Raw genomic sequence first — 24443 nt, forward strand, 5'->3', positions numbered from 1 at the left:
TTATGGCAGTTTTACAATCACTTTTACCAACACTATCCATTCAAAATAAACTCTATGAAGAAAATCTATTCATTATCACATTATTGGAGATAAGACATCATGTATATCGGCTGATAACGCCTCTCCAATCATTTAATATCTCTGATCACTGTATTAAAAAATACACTCACATCATGATCAGCCCACTCTCACCTTTATTATTACAATACCATTATCTTATGATACTCAATAATTCTTACCATCAGGCAAAATATGGGTCTTCATTATTAAAGAAGATTTTGTTTAGCCTTTTGCTTATTCTCCTGATGAGCAATCATCTTTTTTCACAAAGAGATACCGAGCATTGGTTTGCTCCAATGAAGCAAAGTTATTTTATAGATTCTAATCGGCAGGCTTTGTTTTTATCCACAGATTCTACAACTCCTTTTCCTGTAAACATATACAACAATAATATACTCTTAGCAACAGTTACCATTAGTAAAGGGAGTCCTGTTTCCTATGATATTCCTAAGGATTTAATGATGACAGACGCTCAATCGGGAGTATTCACAACATCAACCAGAGGACTTTATATAAAAGGAGAAAAACCATTTTTCTGTACATTCAGATTTTCAATAGATAAGCATGGCGAAATCCTGACCTCAAAAGGAAAAGCAGGTATCGGAACCAAATTTTATGCGGCCTATGCACCATTATCAGCAACGAGTGGTGATTTTAATTTCACATGCGGCTTTTTGGCAACTGAGGATAATACAACGGTAACGGTATCAGGTTACAACCCTTCTGTTCAGTTCTCCAACGGAACTACAGGAGCTACCAACCCCACTATGACCTTTACCTTAAACAAAGGACAATCCTATACAATAGACGGAAAAGGTTCTGTTGCCGGAAATCTCAGTGGTTTTATTGGGGCAAAAATAGTGGCCAACAAACCTATTTCCGTGACCAATGGTAATTTTAACGGCCAACATACCTCTATAGGTAACGGTGCCGGAGGGAATGATATTTATATGGACCAATCCATCCCGGTAGAACGATTGGGGAATGAATATGTAGTTATAAAAGGCATGGCACCTCTTTCTTATGAACTGGAAGGGGCTGTTGTAATTGCAACAGAAAATAATACCCAAGTGTATGTAAATGATGAGGTAACTCCAATTGCGACCCTTAATGAAGGACAATTTTACCGAATCGGATCTACTTCATTTATCAGTCAGAACTTCAGTGGACATTATAATATGCGAATCAAAAGCACCAAGAACGTTTATGTTTTTCAGTTACTCTCTGGTGGTAACGCAGGGACGTATTATAATACCGGAGGCTCCAACTACATTCCACCACTCAATTGTTTTCTTCCCAAAAAAATAGATGAAATAGGAATGATTGATACATTACCTTATATCACACCTACGAATCCTATCGTTAAATTAAACATCATTACCGAAGCAGGTGCAACGGTATCAGTCAATGGAATTTTTTTATCAGGTACTCAGGGACCCTATCCTGTGACCGGAAATCCTAACTGGGTGTCATATTCTGTCTCTAATGTTACAGGTAACATTACGGTAGTATCAACAAAAGCGGTGACCGCTGGTATTGTAGCTAGCCATGAGGCTGTAGGCTATGGTGGTTATTTTGCAGGGTTCTCTTCAATTCCCGTTATCTCCAAAAAGAATGGAACCTGTATTCCGGGAATGATCCTTGAAGTAGACGACAGCTATGCTTCGTATCAATGGAATTTTAATGGAAATCCAATTTCGGGAGCTACTTCCAATACCTATACCCCAACCCAACCCGGAAATTATACCGCAACAGTATCCGTAAGCGGAAGCTGCCCTCCGGCAACCACTCCGGTTTATAAAGCTTTTTCTTGTGTCGTTAATACCATAAAAGCAGTAACACTCTGTTCGGTAGGAGCAAAAACAATAATTCCTGCTTTTACAAGCTCTATCCAGACTCCATCACCAGGTTCTGTACAAATTATCACGGCTCCAGCCAATGGAACACTGACGGTAAACCCAACCACTGGTGTTCTTACGTATACAGCCAATGCAGGAGCAACAACAGATACCTTTACCTATAAATTCTGTGGCAATGTCCCTGAGTTTACAGATTGTGAAGAAGTGAAAATCAATATAGCCGTACAATCAGTCACCGCAACAGATACCATCTTAAAAGCCTGCAACAGTAACGGTACTGCTCTATTTGATCTTACCTCTGCGAACGTGGGCGGACCGATAGGAAGCATCAAAAAATACTATCCAACCGTTGCAGATTTATTAGCGGGAACCAACGAAATTATTCCTGCCAATGCCTATCCTTCTGCTGTTCCCAAAGATGTTTATGTGAAGGTTTCAACTCCTGAAGGATGTTTTGCTCAGGCGAAAATCAGTCTCCAGTTTAGCCCAAGCCCTCAAATACAAAATGCTTCATTGACCGCTTGTTATATAGAAGCAACTCCGGATAAAGGAATCTTTGATCTTACCGCTGTAACAGTGACCACAGAAACATTGATTACAAAAGGATATTATAAAACCATACAGGATGCTGTTTCTGCGGTAAATCCTATTGCTACGCCGAATACCTATCTTTCTGCGAACGGAACAGCCTACATCAAAGTAACCAATGCAGCGGGTTGTTATTCAATAGCTGCCGTTACCCTTACCGTAACGCCATCTCACCCATCTCCGTTACTCGTAGATCAACTGATTTGTCTTGGTGGACTCACCACTTTAGACGCAGGCTCACAATATCAGTCTTATCAATGGAGCACAGGCGCAACAACTTCTTCTATATCTAACGTAGAAGCTGGAGATTACTGGGTCATTTTAGAATACAACAACTGCTTTACCAAGCAAAAAGTTTCTGTAAAAATAGCACCACAACCGGTCATCAAAAATATTGATCTTGAGAATAATAAAGTAACTCTTACCGTAACAGGAGGAAAACCACCTTATTTATATTCTAAAGACAATATAAACTGGCAGACTTCCAATATATTCCTGGGACTTCCAAACGGACAGAACAGACTCTATGTAAAAGATGCATTCAACTGTGAACCTGTGAGTCTAGAAATTACAATCATCAATGTCATCAATGCAATTACTCCCAACGGGGACAACATTAATGACCATATTTCTTACGCCGATTTTGCCTATAAAAAAGACTTCGCATTTTTAGTCTATGACCGATATGGAAACAATGTATTTAAAGGAACTTCTTTTAACAACTATACCTGGGATGGGATGTCAGGAAATAAAAAAATGTTTACAGGCACCTATTGGTATGAGATTTCATGGAAAGAGCCTAACCTGAAAAATGCTGTCATCAAATATACAGGATGGATTTTATTGAAAAACCTGAATTAGCATTTGATCCTTCAACACTTTTAATCATCGCATGATATCAAAACAGCAACACGTTGATGAAACGGCTGTTAGGATATATTTAATTTAATCTTCCTTATCATTTATGAAAAGAATACTATTACTATTAATACTGTCTTTTTTCTCCACTTCTATTTGGGCACAAAGAGATACAGATCATTGGTTTGCTCCCATGGTGGCGAGTTCCAGTAATGGTTCGCAGAGACAGGCCCTGTTTTTATCAACAGATTCGGTGGTTCCTTTTCCGGTAACCATTTACAATAATAATCTGGCCATAGGAACCGTAACAATCAGCAAGGGAAGTCCGCAGACTTTTGATGTTCCGCTAAACCTCATGATGGGACAGAATACATCTGATGCCATGAGCATAAAAACAAGAGGGCTCTATCTTCATGGAGATCTACCCTATTTTGCAACCTATAGATTCTCGGAACTTAACCACGGGGAGATTTTAACCTCAAAAGGAAAAGCAGGAATTGGCACAAAGTTCTACGCAGTATACAGCCCATTGATGAACAACGAGCTGTCCCAAAACTTTACCTGCGGAATTTTAGCAACAGAAAACAATACCAAGGTTAAAGTTTCAGGATATGCCATGACCACATGGTTCTACAATAACTTTAACGGACTTACCCAACCTACCATCACCATTACCCTGAATAAAGGGCAGTCTTATGTATTTGCGGGATATGCCAATAAACCAGGAAACAAAGACGGGTTCATTGGGGCTAAAATTGAAGCCGATAAACCCGTATCGGTAACCAATGGAAATTATCATGGTCAGTTTGGAATGGCTCCTCCTTATAATGGAGAAGATATTATTATGGATCAGTCTGTTCCTGTAGAACGTCTGGGCAATGAATTTGTCCTTATCAAAGGAATGGGGAATCTTATTCCGGAAATTGAAGGAGCGATTATTGTTGCCACGGAAAACAATACCGAGATCAGACTCAACAATAATCCAACCCCTGTAGCCACCCTGAACGAAGGGCAGTACTATCGCGTAAGTGCGATGAATTATATCGTAAACGGACCTTCTCATCTCAATATGTACATTAAAGCAACTAAAAATGTATATGTGTATCAGCTTCTATCCGGGATTGCAGACAATGATGCGACTCAGGGTTTTAACTATATGCCTCCTTTAAACTGTTTTCTTCCAAAAAAAATTGATGAAATTGGGAAAATAGGTGAAATGCCCTATTTTACAACCTTCAATCCGCCTCTTTTTGTCAAGCTTAATATCCTGACTCAGACCGGCGCAACAGTGACTGTGAACAATGTTAATCCCGCAGCTAGCACAGGTCCATTTCCTGTGACAGGAACAACGGACTGGGTATCGTATTCTATTCCCAATATTACAGGAAATGTGACCATAACTTCTACCAAAGCGGTTACCGCAGGGATTACCGGAGGAAGTGGAAACTTAGGATATGGTGGTTATTTTGCAGGTTTCAGCTCCATGCCCGTGATTAAAAAATCTTCAGGCGACTGTATTCCAGGAATTACTTTAGAAGTAGAAAACGGATTTACTCATTATCAGTGGAATCTTAATGGAAATCCTATTCCCGGAGCCAACTCAAATACCTATGTTCCAACACAGGGAGGAAATTATACCGTATCGATCACGGAAAGCACCTGCGTTCCGCTTGTAACCTACCCTTATAAAGTATTTACCTGTTTGGCAAACAGTGTAAAACCAATCGTTATATGCAGCACTGGTACTCCAACAACCATCACTCCTGCATTTACGACTTCAACACAAACTCCGGTACCCGGAACCGTGCAAATTATAACCCCTCCCGCGAGTGGTACCTTAACAGTAGATCCTATTACAGGACTTCTTACTTATACCGCTAATGCAGGAACTACAACCGATACTTTTACCTATAAATTTTGCGGAAATGCACCCGAATTTATAGACTGTGAACAAGTGAAAGTGAATGTAACCCTACAGCCTTTAGTTTTGAATAATGCAACCGTACTGTCATGTAACAATAACGGCCAGGGGACTTTTGACCTTACCACTGCCAATGTAGGAGGTCCAGCAACTGCAGTGAAGAATTATTATCCTACCATGGCTGATTTGCTGGCCGGGACGAATGAAATTATTCCTGCCAATGCTTATCCTTCAACTGCTCCGGCCTCTGTTTATGTAAAAGTAACAACGGTAGATGGATGTACCGATACCACAAAAATAAACCTTGCGTTTGCGCCGCCTCCTGTGGTAATGGATGCGACTATCGAAGGTTGTTTTACGGCAAACAATCCGAATCTGGGAACATTTAATTTAACAACAGCGAACGTTACCACAACCATTCCCGTAACAAAAAGATATTACCCAACTCTTAACGATGCTCAAAATGATACCAATGAGATTACGGTTCCAAACCCGTTTATCTCTCCCAATGCTGTGGTATATGTTAAGGTAATTACCGCCAACGGATGTTTTGATTTTGCGAAAATAACATTGCATGTTACTCCGCCTAAGCCGTCCCCTCTTCTGGTAGACCAATACATCTGCCCAGGTACCATGACTTCTCTGGATGCCGGACCCGGATATACAGATTACCTGTGGAGCACAGGCGCTACTACGTCCTCTATCCAGAATGTTGCGGTGGGAAACTATTGGGTACTTCTTACTTTTAACGGTTGTCAAACCAAACAATCCGTAAAAGTAATGAATACTCCAACTCCAAAGATCAAGCATGTTGAAGTGAAAAACAATACCGTAACACTAACCGTTGAAGGAGGAACACCTCCTTATCAATATTCAAGAGACGACATTGCATGGCAGGATTCAAATTTATTTACAAACCTCCCTCGTGGGAAGAATACGTTTTATGTAAAAGATGCTTTCAATTGTCAGCCTATCCAGATTCAAATAACCGTTCCTAATCTTGTGAATGCCATCACTCCCAATGATGACGGAATAAACGATACCCTGGATTACACCGAACTTGTTTACCTCAAAGATTTTACATTCATCATCTACAACCGTTACGGACAAGCCGTTTTCTCCTCAGATAAAACTAAAGAGTATAAATGGAACGGACGCATTGACGGAAGACCCGTAAGCACCGGAACCTATTGGTATCAAATACAATGGAAAGAACCAGATACTGAACAAAAAATAACCTATTCCGGATGGATTTTAGTCAAAAATAGAAATTAATAACTGATTTGTTTAATGTAACCCCCTGCCGAGTTGAACTCTGCAGGGGGTTTTTGGTTTATTAGAACTTTGTATAATAGTAACATCGCTTTGCCACTTACTTAAAGAAAATATTCACATTTCACATCAATGACGTTAAAGATTCTTTTTTATACCATCCCATTTTTTCTACTTTTTCCATACTCCTAAAGAAACACCTCAACTAAATGCCGCAGCCACACTTATATTACTCATTAAAAAAATACTTCTCCCATCTTGATGACCCCAAATATGCAGTTTTCGAACACTTTTTTAGAGAATTTAAATAAAGAGGTCTTATAAAATGACTTCTTTTTATTGATTTTTTTGAATGTTATTACATTCAATATTTATATTTTTCAATAATTAGAAACGGCTTGGTAGATACTAGTATATCATTATCGTTTACATAGTTTCTGAACGTCACATTATCCAGATAGAAATAATTGCAATGCTCCAATTTCAATAATTCGGAAAAACAGGAAATGGTACAGTTGGTGAGATCTAAAGTTCTCAGCTTGCTGAGATAGGGTGAAAATTTGGAAAAATCATCAATTATTACATCTTTGAGCTTTAATCTTGTAATCGAATTTGATTTTTTGTCTTCCTCCTCAGACGCTATACCTAAAATTTCTTCTATCTTTTTAATTTCTTCTTCAATTTCCAATGGCTTATTTATTTGACTATCTTCTCTCCTTTTACTCTTTATCTCATTTTTTTTGATGGTTAATCAATGTAGATATTAGCTTCTTTCATTCTTTGTAAAAAGTTTCTTTAGACATATACCTTCTAAAAATAGCATATATCTTCCCGGTTGATATTCTCCGTATGAAAAAAGGTAAATAGCCTCATTTTTTGTAAGATAATTAATTTCTAATCCATTTTCAGAAACATACTTTTCAATAAAACTATTTATTAGACTGAATTTACTTTCTTTAATTAATGTATTAAAGCCTTTAGCCCCTATTTCTTTTTTTAATCCTCTCAATGGGTTATTGTAAAAATCAATTAATTTGATCTTTTGATTTTCAATTTCAAAAACCTCTTTCAGGCATTCCTCTTCATCTCCATCAAATAATTTTTGCTTAATGAGTTCAATTTTTTCAATCATAGCAGGATATAATGATATTCCCCAGACTATATCTTGCAGCATATAGGCATACTCCGTATTTGCTTCGTCGCCAAGAAAATTCCTTACGACCATTAGGGCCATTGGATATTTTTTATACGCTTCATCTTCTGTATAGACTACATTATCATCAATTACCGTCTTTTTTATATCCAGTAATTGATGATAAAAAGAAATGTTCATGGGATTACTCGGAAATTGTTCATATTCTTCTTTTGCCTGTGCTAAAGCTTTTTCAACTATTTCTCGATAGTATTTTTTCGTTAGCCTATCTTCTAAATCTGTATACATTTGTCTGGTTCTTATTAATTGAAACTTTTTTGGGAGTATATTACTGATTTCAGTTCGGTCAAGATTCAGAACCTTGGCATAATCTCCTTTTTTCTGCTTCTTCTATATTATACCGAATTCTATCATCTTGATTTATCAAAGATTTAAAAATATCTATATACTTATTAAAAATATCTTTATCATAATGCACAAGTACCGGAAACAGTTGACTGGCCTGATAATACCTTTTATTTTGTAAAGCATTATGTATTGCCAGCTCTATTTCTTTTAAAAGCGGTCTGCAATTTTTCTTTAAAAGAAAATCTTTTAGATTGGATTCAAAAAATTGGTCACCATACATATTCAGAAAATATTTGATATAAGGATAAAGTTCCTGTTCGGATTTTCCTTTTAGGGTAGCAATATATAAGGCATCTGTAATTACATCATATACATTATCTTCATTATTTATTCTATGAGGTTCAAAATTTTCTTTTTCATCCCATTTTTCAGCAATAAACCGATCAAGGAGTTTAAAGCCTTCGGGTATAGACCATGCAAGTAAAATAAGCATTGCCTGATAAGCAATATATTGATCTTCATGATGAAGAAGCAATTTTAATTTTTCAACTCTTTCAAAATCTATTTTTTCAAGGAGTTGTACTTCATTTAAATCATATCCTTCGTATCCTTCTTCGTTATAGTAATAAAGAAGTTCATGGAGTTGGTCATTCATTGAATTAGCTTTTATGATTGGTTTGAATAGTACACGAAATATTCAGTTTTATATTTTAAAAATAAGGTTTTATCCTTAACTTTAACTTCACACTAAATTAGTATATCCAACACGAAAAATATATAAAGAAATTTGATCATACAAATTTAACTCCACAAGAATTATCCGGAATACTAGAAATAATTATGAAATTTTAAATAAAATGGAAAACAGATTTAATTTGTATAGCGCAATAATGGAAAAACTTGATTATACTTTCAGTGATTTACCTAATTTTAATGAAATAGAGATGAAAAATTTAATCATTAAGGATATTAATTTGGACAATCTTATCTCTGTAAAATCTAAATACAGCAATATTGAATTTAACTGCATATCACTTTATTCATCATACTTTGTTCAAACATCATTTGAAGAATGTATCTTTCTAAATGTTGATTTTACAAAGTCTAATTTAAATAATACATCATTTACATCTTGTTCCTTTATATCTTGCTCTTTTGCTGGTTCTGAAATAATGGGAGCAAAAATCATAACGTGCATTTTTAAGAATTGTAATTTCACTAATATTACTTTTAGTGATAATATAATAAATGATACACAATTTGAAATCACAGACAAGTCTTTTTCAGCAATAAGTGATAATATTGAAAAAAATGTTGTTTGGTTATTTGACTAAAAATTAAATCTCTGAGACAATAAAAGATGTTATATTATTGGTTTCAAAAAACTCATTTAGAAATTTATTATACTCTTCTAACTGGTTTTCATTCAAAACAGTTATGGTTTCTTTATTTTCTATGATAGAAATTGCCCAATAATAAGGTTGTTTGTCTATAAATTGTATAATATCTTCATAATTACCATTATCATATAAGGCATTTAGATTATTGAGGTATAATGAAAGATTCGTCATCTTCATCCAAAACATAAAAAATTATAATATCCTTATCTAAATGAACTAAACATGGAATATTATTTTTTAGATAATTTTCTCCTAATTCAGAATTAATAAATATATCATTTTCATAATCAAAATTTACATACATATTCTCTGAATATTGAAGAAATCGTGGTAATAGTGTATTGTTTTGTAGTTCTACAAAAGTGTTTTGAGATACGGTATTATAATTTGTTTTACACAAACTCAAATACATAAACCCTTCTTCCACATATAATATTAATTCATCATGTATGACTTTATTTATCAATCTATTGACTATATTAACATCTTGAATACCCGACAAATATTTATTTACTATTTCTTTGTTCTGAGTAATAAAATATTTTGATTTTGGATTGTTTAAATCTATGATTATTCTTCCCATAATAATATTTTTAAGATACCAGAGGCTGTTTAAATTTTAGTTAATAATTGATGTGTGAAAATTTTAAACCATTAAGGAGAGTAAGAAAGAAATTTATCTCCATATTCATCAAGAATAAAAAATGTAACATAAATAAAATATTCTAACAACAACAATCTGATCTAATTTACTCCCTAAACTTATACTCATATTTTGTATGAATGTTTCCTGACAGAATTTCTTCTATTACAATAATTTCATGATAATCGTCTGTACCATAATCGGTGTTTTGGGCTGCTGCAATTACTTTAGCACGTTTATTTATTTCTGAAAACACTTTTTTGAGTTCTTTTTCATGTGCCAGTTCAAAAACATTTTGCCTAACGTAAAAAATAACAGCTTCTATATTTTTGTAGTCAAATGATAGAAAAGCTACCAACGTACTATAACCTTCATTATACCCCCAATGCATATCATAACTATAAGAACCTCCTGTAGGATGTTTCTTAAATTCCTCTAAGGTTTTTAAAGCATCTTCTAAGGTTTCCACCATTATTGTTTTTGCATCATCAATATCACTATCAGGACTAGGATCTGTATCTTCAAAGTGAAAACTGCTATAATTATGATCAATTGTAAAATTGTTTTCAAGCATAATTTCATGTATGACATTTACAATATCCTCAATAAATGTTTTTTCTATTACCAGAATAGTATCTGTTGAATAGGAAGATCCCATATTTTTTAATTAATTCGTTAAACTGAATGCTTTATTCATAAAAATATAACCAGCCGTCTATTTCAAAAGAAATGTCTTTGTATTTTCATCATGCCAACCTACGACCACAAAATACTAGTGACTCATTAATTATGTTTTTATAAAGATAAAAATTTTGAGGAAGTGTTGCTAAATAAAACTACTATACGAAGCAATCGTTCAGCATGAGGGCGAGAATACTTAAGATTTGAACTTTAGATAAAGGATATTATGATCATTAAAAAAATCGTCCAATTCTTTAAAATTATTAAAATTGTGAACTTCATCTTTTGAATAGGAAGATTCATCATATTGTAATCCTTCAGGGCATTCCTCCCAAGTTAATATGATTTGATTATCATGTAACCATACCTGTATTAGTCCAGAATTTTCATTCCCTTCATTCACTTTATAAATATAATGGCATGTCTTACCTGACTTAATTTTATTTATAAATTTTTCCTGATTCATTGTATGTTAAATAATTCATTTAATAGCATATACCTTCCTGATTGATATTCTTTTGTATGAATAAAGATATATTGTCTCACAATTTTAAGCTTTTTTTCTGCTGTTGTTTTTATATTCATTGATGGACTTTTTAGTTAATCCAAAGATTTCTGAATATTTAATTCGCTTTATATTTTTCTATAAGATTAAAAATCTCTTTTTTAAGACCCTCATCCATATCTCTTGGGATATTTTCAATCGTTAAATAACCTTCTCCATCATTTACATAAGGATCCGCTTTGTATTGTAGCAATAATTCTATCATTTCTAAATTTCCATTATTAAATGCCAATCCCAAAGCTGTTTTCGCGTGAGAAGACCCGGATTTATTGATAAATTCTTCACTTGTATAGGGTAATAGTAATCTCATCAACTCAATATTTGGGTAGTAAGCCAAATCAATAAGCGGGGTCATTGACTCTTCACCTACAAAATTTACATTAGCTCCATTTTCTAACAGCAACTTCATTACTTTCTGGCTTTTTAAAGAGATCGCCTGAAAAACAGGAGCGTTAAATGTTGCATAAAAATAGTTTACATCAGCACCATTTTCAATTACAATTTCCAACATTTGAAGGTAAATATTCTCTCCGTCCTCATCTTCAATTTCATCTATGATATAATTTATTAGACTTTCTTTATAATCAGAATCTCCAATTAAAGTTGTCGCACCACCACCATTATTTATCCATTCTTTTAAAGCATCAATATCTTTATTTAATATGATGCTAATGATTTCATCGTTATTTATCATGGTCTTTATTTTAACTTTTTTTAACCCAAATAGAGCTCATTCTCTCCCTTTAGCGGTTCATTTAATAAATTCGAAATTCATTTAAGGTTTAATCACCATCCAAAGATCTGTTAAATTTGGAACATAAGTCGTAATGAGTGATGAATGCTGCTCCGGATGTTCCTTTGCTTCAAGACAGCCCCATTCGCCCTTTTTTCTATAGGGAATCACTTCTGCCCAATGTGCTTTCGAAGGATCAATTGCCAGTAAACCTGCTACGGTGTCGTGAAGCGCTTTTTCTTTTAATTCTACCGCATCCAGAAACAAGCTCAGTCCTTTGTTGTGACTGCGAAACGGAATAAGCAGTTCAGCATCCGCTTTGGTGAAGATGGCACCATGGCATACATTTTTACTAATCATACGTCTTTCGCTCATCGGGATTGAAAACAATGCTTCTGCAGCAAGCGGATTACCATTCAGGTTAAAAGTAGCACAAGTACGTTTTCCCTCAAATTTCTCCAGACGGTGCTCTTTTGGAACGATATTGTCTCCTGCAAAGCCTCCCTGACAAAACCAACGATCAAAGAAAATTCCGGTTTCAAATAAAGCGTGCGGATTCGTAAGTGCTGCCCCGGTTAATAAAGTACAATCGGGAAATTGCAGAAGTGTTTCCGCCATGATATTTGCCGCAGTATCGTCTGCTTCTGAATGTTCAAATTTCCCAACCCAATCTCTATAAAAACCTGAAACCCGGCTGGCAATTGATTTGGGAGTTCCTGCTCCGATGCGGATGTCTTCTCTGTCAAGAATTCGTAAAATATGGCGTACAAAACCAATCTGATCTGTTCCCCCGGATGCACGGAAACACTTACCAGGTGAACTTTCGGATGTGTTGCTAAAATAGCCAGGGTCATAGAATCATCAGGATCGGCAGTTTCCATATCGAAATGGAAAGGCAATTTAGCTTGCATGTTGTAATTGTTTTGCTTAGTGTATTAGTTTTCAGCTGCAAAGATATAGAAAATAAAAATTATGCTTTATTGAGTACGCAAGTGAAAAAGTAGATGGGCAAAGATTAATTATTGGTACTATTTAGAATTTAGTACTATACTACTGCTGGAGCTTGGGGATATTTTGTCATCTTATATCAATATCAAACTTCTTATCTTTTATATATTCCAAATTATATACTAAGTCTAAGTTTGCCCTAAAATCATCTTCGCTATTTCCCATACTTCCTACTATTAATTGAAAATTAACTCGTTCAGCGATTTTTAAAATAACATTATTCTTAATACGATCTCTATTTGTATAATTCTCTGCTGAGCCTTTGAATGAAATTTCAATACCTTGTAAATAGGTATCATCCCATGAGATATAATTTATATAAAAAGGGAATTCAATATTGATATGTTTATAGGATAAAAGCCCGAGCCCTTCCCAAGAGCATAAAGAATCAATAATCTCTTCGTCTGTCTTGAAATTCTTTAATTCAAAAGGTTCTTTTTCATCATCATTTCTTTTATCATTAAAAATAATTCTTCCCCACTCTTTTTCCAAAGAAATATCCAGTTTTAAAAGTTTTTCATGAAAATAAAATAAGAATTCTCTAGCAATTTCATTCTTTTTCAATAGTATAAATGTCGTATTAAAATTTCCCATATTTTACGGTCTTACTCTTCCTCGTTATATTAAATTAAAAGGATCTAATTTTCTTTACTGCTCAGTAATTTAACTAAAATATTTCAGTTTGATTTAGAACTTATGCTATTTTTAATTTTAATAGAATTGTCAAAAAAAGATATGATAAAGATTTTGGAAAACGTGAAAGTTAAAGGAAAATTAAAAAAACAAGTGGATAAAATGGAAATAGATTAATTTAGAGGTGTTATGAAGTTCAAAAGAAAATAGTAAAACTGCAGTATTAAAAGTCTTACTAATAAATCTTACATTGGGTATTAATTCTCAAATAATTATTTGATGGTAAAGTACCTACAACAAAAAGGGGTTATACATCCATAATCTAAAGTATCAAATAAAACTATGTATAAATTAACGAATACCGTAGATATAGAAATTAGTATTGGACAGCAATTGTCTGCAACTCCGAGATTGCTTCTCTATGATGTCACAATTTATTTAACAACATGCAATAGTACTAAGGAAATAAGCAATGAAATATTAACAACTAATGGAAGCGATAGAGGCTGGTTATTTACAGAAGACAATGATACATTTAGATTTAATGCCCAAGATAATCTACTCACCTCTATTTATTTAGATTACAGTGAATTAGACAGATACCCCGATGGTATGTATGATTTAGTAAATGAAGCAAAAAAATAGTGGGTATTCCTAAAATTGTTCAGCCTTTGTCATTCGATTTGGAGCCATTTAAGTATAGATACTGTGCATCTTCTGACAGCATCTGGTTAGGATATGGAGATGTTTTTTTAGATAGCCGAGAATTTACCGAATTGCAAATAGCTGAAAATGTATCTTTATTGTTTAATGAGAATAATTTGTATTGTGCATGGCTTATAAAAAGTCCTGAACAATTTTTGGTAAATAAAATAGCTCCCATTGAAAAATACCCGGTTACTCCTCTTTTGAAAAAAAGTTTTTGGGATGTCTTTCAATTTATAAACGAAGAGAGAATAGAGCTGGTGAAAAAAGAAGATATGTATACATTTCAGGAATTACGGGCTTTATACAAAAGCATTAGTAATAACAGTGAAAAGAATCCTGGATTGGAGATCTTAGCAGAGAAATTATTTGATTTTGCAGATAGATTTTCCTCTCAAGAGCAAATGCTAAACTTTCACTAGTTTCTCAAAATGATTTCTTAAACTGGTAAAATTAATAAAAATTAAAGCCACAAGGATCAAGAATAGTGTATGCCCCATCGGCAGTTACTCAATTTACATACAAATATTGAAAATACAGCCGAAATAATAAATGGCTCTCCTTTCGTAACAATAGACTTTAAAGAAACTCCTTTTCAATTAATTTTTGTATACACTTACGAATTGGGGCGGATCCAATGTCAGTTAGTAAAAGAAGAAGAAGAACAGCTCTTACCACTAGAATGGTATCCTTTTCCTCCTAATGAGGATGAGGAACAAGAATAGGTAACAGTATTACATTTCGAACAATTACCTTTATTCAAGAAAAATTTTGAAGAAAAGAAACATATTGAAAAAACAGGCTGATGGAATTAGTAAAAAACATGATTTCAAGTGAAATTGAAAGGATAAATGAATCGATAAAAATCAATGAAAATAAAAACGAAAGTATAAAATTAAAAAATGAACTACTTGAAGTTTTATTTTTAATAAATATGTCTGAAAAATATCATATTTCTAAGAATGAAATCAAAAATATTTTTAAAATCCCTAAAGAAAATACAGGACATTCTGAATATCGAATTATAAATGATTGCGAATCAGACAATCCATTAAACTGGAGAGAGGTTATGATTAATAATGAAAACATGCGCCTACAGGAAAATGATATCATTATAAAACTCAAGTAAGTTCAATAATTAAAATGGCTATTTTAATCACAATAAGCCAGTCTTTTTTTGTATAAAGAAACGGACTACTATAAAAAGTATTGAATAAATAATATGAAATTTGATTTAACTTATATACAATTAAATAAATTACAAAATTTCGAATACGAAATCTATGACGGAGACTATGATCATATTCCCAGTTATTTGAATATAATAGAAGACGCTTTCAATGAAAGTGCAGAAATAAAATTTACATTTAGTTCTTTAGAAGAAAATTGGAATGTATTTCTATTTTATGATTTTTCGGTATTTACTATACAGTTGCTAAATATTTACCAACTATGCAATGGCAATACAAAAGAAAAGTATTTGTTAGATTTTTACGCACAAGGAACAGAAAGAAAACTTCTACTTACTAAAACTGACGAAACAACAATAAAAATAGAAAATGGCTCTGGTGAAAAATGGAAATCTCCAATTCCATACGAATATGTAAACATTGCAGAGTTACAAAAAGACACCCTACAATTTGTACACAAGATAAAGACAATAATAGAAATCGTATATCCCGAGCTCAATACATTAGAAATGATACAAAAATGGTATCATTCTTTTGAAGAATAAAAAATTTCCGAAATAATATTGACTAAATCTATACCTAAATTGATTGAAATAATGAGTAAAAAACTATTAGAAAAAAAAGATTGGGAATATTATATTTCTGAAGAAGACAATAACATTGAATTATTGATCCCAATTCCTAAACCCAACCCGGGATTTGATATCATTTACATCTTAAATGAATCTGAAAAAGAAAATTACTTGCATATAGGCATTAAAGCTCTTGAAAACAGAATAGAAGATATAAAAACGAACTTTTTTAAGTATAAAATGAATTCATGGAGATGATAATTATATAAAGGTAACATCCAAAAAATAAATTAATTTTTTGAAAAGATATAGAATGTTAAATTAAACAAACAATGGCATTAAATAGTATTGAATTAGAAAACTTTAGAACAGAAATAAAAAAAGCTTCAGAAGATTTAAAGTTAAATGAATTAATTTTTCAAACAGAATGGATTTTTGATTTCCCTACACAATCTCTAAATATAGGAGAAGCAATGTTACAGGATAGCTATAACATTGCTGTTGGTTGGGACGGATATGGTATTGAAGATCTAAATATACTAGAGCAACAAGGTTTTTTGAAAAAAATTTTTGAAACAGAAAAAGACCCTATTACTTTAGAGCAAATCATCAAATATGTAATCATTTAGTGAAAGATAAAAAATCTAATAATCAAACAATTATATCATGTCGTTTTTATTTTCAATACTCTCTCTCAAAAAAATAACCTTCATAAAAGCATAATCGCTGAGTTTTTAATAGAAGTTTCACAATCTCGAAGAATTATATTTTATAAATAAGTTTGCGATCATTGATTATATTGGTATTTTTAAAGAGCTTTTAATATAAAATATTTATTCAATACTAAACCACACAAAAGAATTCGTGCGATACCAAGGAACTTTTAAAATTAGCAAAAATGAGTAATACAATAAATAATACAAGTGAGTATTGGGCAGAAATGGATTTTGATGTTTCTTCTTACACTATTGATTGGAATAATAAAAAGGCAAAACAATATTTGGAAGAAAATGAAGAAGATTTTATACATCGATATGTTCTATTGGCAAATAAGTATGGAATTTTATTGCCTCATCATATTAAAATGAGTGATCATATAAAGGAAGATGTATTAAGTCTTATTAGAACTGATAAATATATATATCCTGAGGGTTGGACAACTTTTAGAATTAATAACCTCTATACGTATAACAAAAAACTATTACATAATTCATATATATACTCAAAGAAATTCAATAATCAAATTAGAAGAAATTGTAAATGCAGATTTGTTAATTACCTATCAAGATGTTATTTTTAATAATGATGATAGTATTTATGCAGCACCCGTTAAAATAAGTTTTTTAAAAGACCATTTTTTTATAACATTTTGCTCTGATGCTTTTTTTGATGAACTTTCTAATGATAATTCCAATGTGATAATTGATAACTCAGAAACAGCTTATTTAAATACACCAAGATTCAATAGCTTTTTGAGGGATTTTATTATCCTGTGCTTTGAGTATGGTGCAACGGATCTCGAGTTTGATGATTTGGAATATGAAAATATTTCCGAACAAGGAATATTATTTGGTAATGAAATAGTTTACTATGAAGATATCTACGATTTATTACCAGAAGAGCATAAGTATAAACCTTTTAAGGAAATACAGGTAGAATTAGATGATACTAATTATAAGATCTATATGGAAAATAAGAAGTAATGAAAGTAAAAAAGATAATGTATGCCCCAACAGCAGTTACTCAATTTACGTACAGGTTCAATAGAGAAAATAATACAAGTATAGAAAAAGAAAGTGTTGAATACTTAGACGGTTCTCCTTTTGTAACGATTGATTTTAAAGAAACTAATCAAGATTTAGTGTTTCAATACTCTTATGAATTAGGTAGAATTCAAAACTATTTAGCAAGAAGAGGAGAAGAATTATTGCCTTTAGATGACTATCCATTCCCTCCTACACAAGAATAGGTAATTACCAAAAAGCTTTTCTATAACCAGGAAAATAACCCAGCCAAGGTAATAAGCAAAATAGGATTAGACCATGAAGAATTTATGTGGTAAAATCAAGAAAATGGCTAAATGAAAATAGTATGAATTATCAAAATAGTAGGTTATAAATAAGTTGTTATTTAATTTAACATTAAAATCAAATCCTTATAAAGAAGAGTTCAATTCAGAATATGAGATTTGGGGAGAAGTTGTGTTAGTACTTAGCGATCAATCAAAAACAGTTGAAATATTAAATCATCAATGGGATATTCTTGTAGTTTATGAATGGTTTCAAAAAAATAAAGCCATATTGTTAACAGAATCATTTCCGTTCTATTTTGAAAATGAAAGATGTATTGCAAATTGCAGAGATATTTTATATGAGAAAAACGATTTTAAAGATTTAAATGAAGAAATTGAGTATTATGATACAATTGAAAATTATTTCTCAAATCATTATTTTAAATTAAAAGGCACAGATAATCCAATACTATGTATCGGATTAAAAATAATAATGGAGAAATATCGTGGTTTGACATTCAAAAGAAAGAATATCACTTTTATTCTTTTAACATGGATTATTTCATTGAATCTACTAAAGCTGCATTTACAAAATTATTTAACAAATGGAATAAGATTGATGGAGGTAAAAACTTTAAAGTCCTAAAAAGGATTGCAGAGATTGAAAAGAGTTACAATAATTAATTTAATAAACTATTAATTAAAAAAAACAATAGATAATGAAGTCAATACTATTTATACTTCATTAGCAATACCTTATTTTAGAAACTTCAAAAACAACATCCCGAACTTAATAAATACATCCATGAATTTTGAAATTTTACAGCAAAGCATTGAAAAGGCCACAAAAAAAGCATTTTTAGAAATATTTAACGCGTACGGCTCCGACTCAATCTATGCATTTGCCCTGTACAGCGATGAGGGTGCAATGACTGTTTGCCCATCCACCAATACTTTAAAACATTTGGACAGCGCTGATCAGGAAGATTTGACTTATTACAAATTTGAACCCGCAGAATGGAAATACGAAATGCAAGGTGCTGACCAGGAATTTAATGAAATTGGCAACCAACTTCGCGCTGAGCTGGATAAAAATGAAGAGGATAACGAATGGTTTCTCCAATTTCAGAAAACATTGTATGACACCTGTATTAACGTTCTGGAAAAACTAAAAAATGAGAATTTTTTCAAACAAATTACAGGAAAAGAGATCTTCTTAACATTTACCGTTTCCGAATATGAATTTGAAAACAACGATATAAAAAATATTATTAACAGGCTCAATGACAATGAGTACAACAGTGAATATTTAGATTGGATGAAAACTTGGAGAAATTAGGAATAACCATCCAACGAAGAGCATATCAATTCATTAATATGATTCCTCTACAAAGTAACAGGATTAAATATCAGTATCTCAAACTAAGCAATCGTGTACTCTTAAAAATTATCATACACCTTAAAAATACAAAACGAGATCCGAAGAACATTTGAAAAATAAAAGTTACCAAAAAATAATATTATACATATGAAAGAAAATACGGTTTTACTTTACCCAAGGCTGGAAAATGTTTTTAAAGACCCATCATTGGGAGTCTATTTCAGACCCCTTTTAACAGCTACAATATCCATTGCTGGTAAACCTTACCAAATTCATCTGTTGGGAACAGACGGGCTTTTTTGTGAAGACAAGTTTAAATATGCCGAGCAGAACTTCTTTGGGTTCAAGTATAACAATGGATTATACGAGTTTTTAGGGGATCTTAGAGTTTTTGAAGAATATGATAAAGTCCCTGAACTCTATGAATTTCTGCAACAGGATTTTTTACTGAATCGGGACCAGTATCTTGCCAACAAAACTACAGATGCTGAATATTTAAAAAGCATTGAACTACAGTTAAAAAAAGTGTCAAAATTTCAAAACTTATCCAATGCTGAATATTACGCAGAAGCCTTCTATAGCTATGAATTCACAAAATACTATTATGAGAAGTTTGGAACCCATCACCATATCTCGGTCATAACAGAAGGCTATGGAAAAAATAAAAAACCGTTCCTGTCTGATAAAGAGGATGCCTTATCCATTCTTGAAGAATTTTTTATCAACTTAAAGTATAATGTAACATTCGACTATGAAATAAACGAAGAAATGTTTGTCGCCGCAACAGAACGCTATCGATTTATGTCAATTAATGGAGGTGGTGATATTCTGGCGATGCTGGACCCAACAAAAGACATCGTATATATTCTTGAATATTCATCATAAAAGAGACCGCCATTATAGGTAATTAGGGTGTACATTCATTTTAAAAATAGCAAAATCTTCATTTATTCAACTAAAGTTACATGAAAAATATCCTATTCTGTATGGTCGTAATCCTTACTTCCTGTAATCCTTTTCCTAAAAAGGATGCGCACCCTGAGGTACCCTTTTTAGAGGATCTCCTTAAGGATGAGACTAAGTTTAAAAAGATCATTGGCACCGAGAATATAAGCGAAATTATTTTTCTAAAAGATGATAAAATACTTCTAAAACCAAGCAACAGTGAACTTTCATTTAAAATTATTGATGCCAATAAGACTGTTTATTTTGATCAGGTAGCAGACTGGAAAAAGCCATTTTATATTGATAAAGCTGGTAATGTATACCTTAACAAACAGAAATATTTTTATCCGGATTATAAAAAACACGAAGATTTCAAAACGGTTGTTTTCAAAGATAGTTTGGATAAAAAATCAGAACAATTGGGAACAAAATATCCTGACAGCATCAAATTTAAAATGCTAGATGAATTTGAAATATCCCTCTTAAAAACATATCATTTAACCCCATGCGAATATACCGTGGTTCATCAAGAACGTTGCAATATATTTGAAATCAGAAACAATACTTTAGTGGTGAGGCAAACTGAATTATTTAAAAATGATTTTTCTAAATTACCAACTGCTATCCCTAAGTTTGATGACGATGTTTTAATACGCTGGGAAAACGGAAAAATGGTAACCCCTATTTATCTGGCCTATCATCAACTGAATACCTATCAATTTAAATGTGATGATATGATGATGCCTACCACCATTAATTTAAATGGAAAGCAGTATCTATTTACCCACCAATTTGGGTTGTACCTCATTAAAGAATAAAATACATTCAGCATTATACCCCTCACAAAAAATATAAAGAACCTATGAGATCTACATTCACAGACGTACAAAAAGAAGAATATGAAAGCTTAGTCATGAGACTGGGCAATGCAGGCGCCAAAAACCCGTCCAGTTGGGCTTCCAGTGAAGTCACAGAAGGACTCCCACAATTTGCCCGATTTCTAGTCCTTAAGTCTCTATTCGACATTGCAAAATCTACAGACGACAATATTGCTATGGCCGCTGACTTTGATGATGAGCTGGATGAAAAATACAATACCATAAAAGATGCCGTGGGAGAGGAAAAATTATTGAGTTTTCTTTCCGCCTACTCCAAAGGTATTATTTACAACGTCATTGGGCTATTGGACGAAGGAAACCAAGAATCTGACCGGGATAAAATAAGCTGGACCCTGATGAAGACCGATGAAAATTTTGAATCTACAGGACAGATAATCCAAGGTCTTCATGAAGATTTTCTAGAATTTGAAGACGAAATAAAATAAAACAAGGTAACCTATAGATCTCTAATAATGATTATCAATATAGAGATTATATAGGAAATACAAGGAATACCAATCATAACACCCCTTTTTTGATTCTTTGAGGAAAAGATTGGACATTCAAACAAACCCATCTCAAAACAACTATAACCCATTAATAATCAAATCATAAAACACATTAAATACTAATTCAATTAAGTATAAATAATAATTGATGTGAAACCGCATAAACGCTCAAAGCGATATGCGGTTTAATATCTTTAAATAGATCCACAACTTCCAATACCTGTTATCGGCATCTTTGAGATATGTTATAAATTGATTAAATTGCAGGCCTCTAAGCTACTTTTACAATGTCCAATTTTGAAATGTTTTTCGATTACATTCAAGAAATATCAAGCAAAATGCTGTCAGAAGATGATAAGCTTTTGCTGACTGCGCATTTTAAACCCAGAAAACTCCGAAAACGACAATATTTCTTACAGGAAGGTGACGTGTGCAAATTTATTGCGTTTATTGTAAAAGGATCTGCCAAGACCTATACAGTAGACGAAAAAGGGCATGAAAATATATTGAGATTGTCTGTAGAAAATTGGTGGCTTACAGATTTTGAAAGCTTTTACAGATTGATACCGAGCCGCTATCATATTGAAGCGCTGGAGGAACTGGAGATTCTACAAACAACAAACACGGAAATTGAGGAATTCCTAAAACATATCCCTGCCTTTTCTGCAATGTCCAGCATCATCAATCAAAACAACGCCATTGCAGCACAGAAAAGAATGCAGGCTATAAACTATTCGGCTGAAGAGCGCTATGAAGAACTGGTTAAGGTTTATCCTTATTTTCTACAGCGATTTCCACAAAATATGATTGCTTCTTATCTGGGATTAACATCTGAAACTTTGAGTAGAATCAAGAAAAACGCTTTAAAATAAATTCCTTTTCGTGGGGCTTCGCTATCTATTACAACTTTTAAGACGAGCCAACGAAAATCTTCATTTCATGTAACGTAAACGTCCTATTAATGAATATCTGAATCTGCAAAACTTTGTTGACCTGTTCTCCCTAATATCTCAATTCAGTTTGTTCCAACTTGCAGCTTTTAATTAATTAAAAAATATTTATTAACGGGATTTACACCTTCTCTATTCTACACCATTCTGAATTTTTGATTTTTATCTTTTCCATAAATTTCTATTTTACAATCATTTAGTTCATTTATTTGATTTATATCACCGGTTTTAATTGACATTTGTCAGCTCTCATCAATGATCAATATCAATGTTCAGATTGTTTTGATGCAGCAACTTTGCATGTACTTCAGAACGGAAAAAAATCTGAAGAATTTTAAAACAATTAATAGTAGAAATCATGAGTAAATTAGAAAACAAGGTAGCAATTGTTACCGGTGCTTCAAAAGGAATAGGTGCAGCCATTGCAAAATACTTCGCCCACGAAGGTGCAAAGGTTGTAGTAAATTATGCTTCAAGCAAAGAAGCTGCAGAGAACGTAGTAAAGGTGATTACCGATCACGGCGGTGTAGCAATCGCTGTGCAGGCTGATGTATCCAATGAAGTCGATGTGAGCAGGTTGTTTGAAGAAACCAAAAAAGCTTTCGGAACGCTGGATATTTTAGTAAACAATGCGGTATCTCAGGGATATGCAGCTATTGAACAAATTTCGGTGGAGGATTTCCACAAAAGTTTTAATGTCAATGTATTGGGAACTATATTAACCATCCAGTCAGCTATGAAACTTTTTGGCGAAAAAGGGGGAAACATCATCAATATCAGTTCGGGTGCAAGTAAATCTCCGCTTCCCAATGCATCTCTATATTCTTCAACCAAGGCTGCGATAGATGCTTTTACCATTGCATTGTCGAAAGAATTGGGTGCTAAAAATATACGCATTAATTCTATTTTGCCGGGCGCTACCGATACAGAAGGTGCAACCAGTGCAGGCGTTACTGCGGGAAGTGATTATGAAAAGATGTTTATCGAGAAAACACCGCTTGGCCGTAGAGGAAAGCCTGAAGATATTGCGAAAGCAGCAGTATTCCTAGCTTCCGATGATGCAGCTTGGATTACAGGTGAGCAGATTTCCGTTTCAGGTGGTATGTATGGTTTTTAGATCGTACTTATAATCATACATATCCACTACATATCAAAAGCACAGATACTCAAATATCTGTGCTTTTTAGCTTTTTGGCAAAACATCTAAATGTAGTACATGACACAGCGTACGCTTTGGCTGTCTATAATTTCTAAACTTGCTTCTGCATTTTGTCCTCTCTTAACTCGTACTGTCTCTCTTAAATTCGTCAGAAGTAAGTCGAATAATTCCAAATTACTCCATTTAGAGTAATAATAGTAAACCAATTGCCATTTGGGATAATTTGAAGGAAGTATTCGCCAACTGACAGCCTGTTTTTACGATATAATAAATAGCATTCCAGATAATACATAAATCATGTTTTCGCTTTCTATCATCAAAATCAAGCGTTTTTTTAATAAATTGCCACTGAGTAAGGATTAAGTCTGTTGGATACATCAATTTTTTTGTTTTGCAGCTCTAAATTGACATTTATAATCCA

General features: G+C 32.9%; 29 protein-coding genes. 19 read left to right on the top strand and 10 right to left on the bottom strand.

Features of this window, described 5'->3' with window-relative positions; genetic code table 11:
- Positions 1 to 218: 218 nt before the first annotated feature.
- Both AMQ68_RS04405 and AMQ68_RS04410 read left to right on the top strand, forming a co-directional pair.
- Entirely contained in the window at positions 219 to 3368 is a 3150-nt protein-coding gene (locus AMQ68_RS04405; protein ID WP_054509381.1) for a T9SS type B sorting domain-containing protein, read from the top strand.
- Positions 3369 to 3471: 103 nt separating this feature from the next.
- The gene (locus AMQ68_RS04410) at positions 3472 to 6561 is read left to right on the top strand and encodes a gliding motility-associated C-terminal domain-containing protein (protein ID WP_054509364.1); all 3090 of its coding nucleotides are present in this window, start codon (positions 3472 to 3474) and stop codon (positions 6559 to 6561) included.
- A 361-nt stretch (positions 6562 to 6922) separates the two neighbouring features.
- Here AMQ68_RS04410 and AMQ68_RS04415 read toward each other — a convergent pair whose 3' ends face one another.
- The 3 genes from AMQ68_RS04415 to AMQ68_RS04425 all read right to left on the bottom strand — a co-directional run bounded on the left by AMQ68_RS04415 (position 6923) and on the right by AMQ68_RS04425 (position 8714).
- Positions 6923 to 7246, bottom strand: coding sequence for a hypothetical protein (locus AMQ68_RS04415; protein ID WP_054509382.1), 324 nt, complete (start codon positions 7244 to 7246; stop codon positions 6923 to 6925).
- A gap of 75 nt (positions 7247 to 7321) precedes the next feature.
- Entirely contained in the window at positions 7322 to 7999 is a 678-nt protein-coding gene (locus AMQ68_RS04420; protein WP_054509383.1) for a hypothetical protein, read from the bottom strand.
- Between the two features lie 58 nt (positions 8000 to 8057).
- On the bottom strand, positions 8058 to 8714 hold the full coding sequence (locus AMQ68_RS04425; protein WP_054509384.1) for a hypothetical protein: 657 nt from the start codon (positions 8712 to 8714) through the stop codon (positions 8058 to 8060).
- 202 nt (positions 8715 to 8916) lie between these two features.
- Here AMQ68_RS04425 and AMQ68_RS04430 point away from each other — a divergent pair, with 202 nt between their 5' ends.
- Positions 8917 to 9393 (top strand): pentapeptide repeat-containing protein, encoded by a 477-nt coding sequence (locus AMQ68_RS04430; RefSeq protein ID WP_082383971.1) that lies wholly within the window; start codon positions 8917 to 8919, stop codon positions 9391 to 9393.
- 3 nt (positions 9394 to 9396) lie between these two features.
- Here the strand turns inward: AMQ68_RS04430 and AMQ68_RS04435 are convergent, their stop codons facing one another.
- The 6 genes from AMQ68_RS04435 to AMQ68_RS04470 form a co-directional block, all read right to left on the bottom strand.
- Positions 9397 to 9636 carry a hypothetical protein gene (locus tag AMQ68_RS04435; protein WP_123905606.1) on the bottom strand — a complete coding sequence of 80 codons (240 nt, stop codon included), beginning with the start codon at positions 9634 to 9636 and terminating at the stop codon, positions 9397 to 9399.
- The gene (locus tag AMQ68_RS04440; RefSeq protein WP_054509387.1) at positions 9602 to 10042 is read right to left on the bottom strand and encodes a hypothetical protein; all 441 of its coding nucleotides are present in this window, start codon (positions 10040 to 10042) and stop codon (positions 9602 to 9604) included. The genes AMQ68_RS04435 and AMQ68_RS04440 overlap by 35 nt, the downstream gene beginning before the upstream one ends.
- A 166-nt stretch (positions 10043 to 10208) precedes the next feature.
- A complete protein-coding gene (locus AMQ68_RS04445; protein WP_054509388.1) occupies positions 10209 to 10760 on the bottom strand; it encodes a hypothetical protein in 552 nt (183 codons plus the stop codon).
- A 646-nt stretch (positions 10761 to 11406) separates the two neighbouring features.
- Complete coding sequence (locus tag AMQ68_RS04455) at positions 11407 to 12042, bottom strand: ankyrin repeat domain-containing protein (RefSeq protein ID WP_054509390.1); 636 nt, start codon at positions 12040 to 12042, stop codon at positions 11407 to 11409.
- Between the two features lie 81 nt (positions 12043 to 12123).
- Positions 12124 to 12699, bottom strand: coding sequence for a hypothetical protein (locus AMQ68_RS04460; protein WP_054509391.1), 576 nt, complete (start codon positions 12697 to 12699; stop codon positions 12124 to 12126).
- A 459-nt stretch (positions 12700 to 13158) separates the two neighbouring features.
- A complete protein-coding gene (locus tag AMQ68_RS04470) occupies positions 13159 to 13683 on the bottom strand; it encodes a hypothetical protein (RefSeq protein ID WP_054509393.1) in 525 nt (174 codons plus the stop codon).
- 381 nt (positions 13684 to 14064) lie between these two features.
- Here AMQ68_RS04470 and AMQ68_RS04475 point away from each other — a divergent pair, with 381 nt between their 5' ends.
- The 16 genes from AMQ68_RS04475 (at position 14065) to AMQ68_RS04555 (ending at position 23980) form a co-directional block, all read left to right on the top strand.
- Positions 14065 to 14367: a hypothetical protein gene (locus AMQ68_RS04475; protein ID WP_054509394.1), complete on the top strand. Its 303-nt coding sequence runs from the start codon at positions 14065 to 14067 to the stop codon at positions 14365 to 14367.
- On the top strand, positions 14367 to 14849 hold the full coding sequence (locus tag AMQ68_RS04480) for a hypothetical protein (protein WP_054509395.1): 483 nt from the start codon (positions 14367 to 14369) through the stop codon (positions 14847 to 14849). Before AMQ68_RS04475 ends, AMQ68_RS04480 begins: the two co-directional genes overlap by 1 nt.
- 383 nt (positions 14850 to 15232) lie before the next feature.
- Complete coding sequence (locus tag AMQ68_RS24820) at positions 15233 to 15556, top strand: hypothetical protein (RefSeq protein WP_054509397.1); 324 nt, start codon at positions 15233 to 15235, stop codon at positions 15554 to 15556.
- A 93-nt stretch (positions 15557 to 15649) separates the two neighbouring features.
- The gene (locus AMQ68_RS04495; RefSeq protein WP_054509398.1) at positions 15650 to 16162 is read left to right on the top strand and encodes a hypothetical protein; all 513 of its coding nucleotides are present in this window, start codon (positions 15650 to 15652) and stop codon (positions 16160 to 16162) included.
- A 51-nt stretch (positions 16163 to 16213) separates the two neighbouring features.
- The gene (locus AMQ68_RS04500) at positions 16214 to 16447 is read left to right on the top strand and encodes a hypothetical protein (protein WP_054509399.1); all 234 of its coding nucleotides are present in this window, start codon (positions 16214 to 16216) and stop codon (positions 16445 to 16447) included.
- Positions 16448 to 16521: 74 nt separating this feature from the next.
- Complete coding sequence (locus AMQ68_RS04505) at positions 16522 to 16818, top strand: hypothetical protein (protein ID WP_054509400.1); 297 nt, start codon at positions 16522 to 16524, stop codon at positions 16816 to 16818.
- A 269-nt stretch (positions 16819 to 17087) separates the two neighbouring features.
- Positions 17088 to 17489, top strand: coding sequence for a hypothetical protein (locus tag AMQ68_RS04510; protein ID WP_054509401.1), 402 nt, complete (start codon positions 17088 to 17090; stop codon positions 17487 to 17489).
- A complete protein-coding gene (locus tag AMQ68_RS04515) occupies positions 17458 to 17892 on the top strand; it encodes a hypothetical protein (protein WP_054509402.1) in 435 nt (144 codons plus the stop codon). The genes AMQ68_RS04510 and AMQ68_RS04515 overlap by 32 nt, the downstream gene beginning before the upstream one ends.
- On the top strand, positions 17892 to 18158 hold the full coding sequence (locus AMQ68_RS04520) for a hypothetical protein (RefSeq protein ID WP_054509403.1): 267 nt from the start codon (positions 17892 to 17894) through the stop codon (positions 18156 to 18158). Before AMQ68_RS04515 ends, AMQ68_RS04520 begins: the two co-directional genes overlap by 1 nt.
- Before the next feature lie 154 nt (positions 18159 to 18312).
- Complete coding sequence (locus AMQ68_RS04525; protein WP_054509404.1) at positions 18313 to 18846, top strand: hypothetical protein; 534 nt, start codon at positions 18313 to 18315, stop codon at positions 18844 to 18846.
- A 159-nt stretch (positions 18847 to 19005) separates the two neighbouring features.
- Positions 19006 to 19539, top strand: coding sequence for a DUF4303 domain-containing protein (locus AMQ68_RS04530; RefSeq protein ID WP_054509405.1), 534 nt, complete (start codon positions 19006 to 19008; stop codon positions 19537 to 19539).
- Positions 19540 to 19728: 189 nt separating this feature from the next.
- Positions 19729 to 20466, top strand: coding sequence for a hypothetical protein (locus tag AMQ68_RS04535; RefSeq protein ID WP_054509406.1), 738 nt, complete (start codon positions 19729 to 19731; stop codon positions 20464 to 20466).
- A gap of 80 nt (positions 20467 to 20546) precedes the next feature.
- Entirely contained in the window at positions 20547 to 21344 is a 798-nt protein-coding gene (locus AMQ68_RS04540) for a hypothetical protein (RefSeq protein ID WP_054509407.1), read from the top strand.
- 44 nt (positions 21345 to 21388) lie between these two features.
- On the top strand, positions 21389 to 21850 hold the full coding sequence (locus AMQ68_RS04545) for a hypothetical protein (protein WP_054509408.1): 462 nt from the start codon (positions 21389 to 21391) through the stop codon (positions 21848 to 21850).
- A 401-nt stretch (positions 21851 to 22251) separates the two neighbouring features.
- On the top strand, positions 22252 to 22785 hold the full coding sequence (locus AMQ68_RS04550) for a Crp/Fnr family transcriptional regulator (RefSeq protein ID WP_241775053.1): 534 nt from the start codon (positions 22252 to 22254) through the stop codon (positions 22783 to 22785).
- Between the two features lie 436 nt (positions 22786 to 23221).
- The gene (locus AMQ68_RS04555) at positions 23222 to 23980 is read left to right on the top strand and encodes an SDR family NAD(P)-dependent oxidoreductase (protein ID WP_054509410.1); all 759 of its coding nucleotides are present in this window, start codon (positions 23222 to 23224) and stop codon (positions 23978 to 23980) included.
- 225 nt (positions 23981 to 24205) lie between these two features.
- Here AMQ68_RS04555 and AMQ68_RS24830 read toward each other — a convergent pair whose 3' ends face one another.
- Positions 24206 to 24400, bottom strand: a complete 195-nt coding sequence (locus tag AMQ68_RS24830) for a transposase (RefSeq protein ID WP_082383973.1) — start codon at positions 24398 to 24400, stop codon at positions 24206 to 24208.
- Positions 24401 to 24443: the final 43 nt, after the last annotated feature.

Source organism: Chryseobacterium sp. ERMR1:04 (assembly GCF_001297705.1).
Taxonomy (GTDB): Bacteria; Bacteroidota; Bacteroidia; order Flavobacteriales; family Weeksellaceae; genus Chryseobacterium.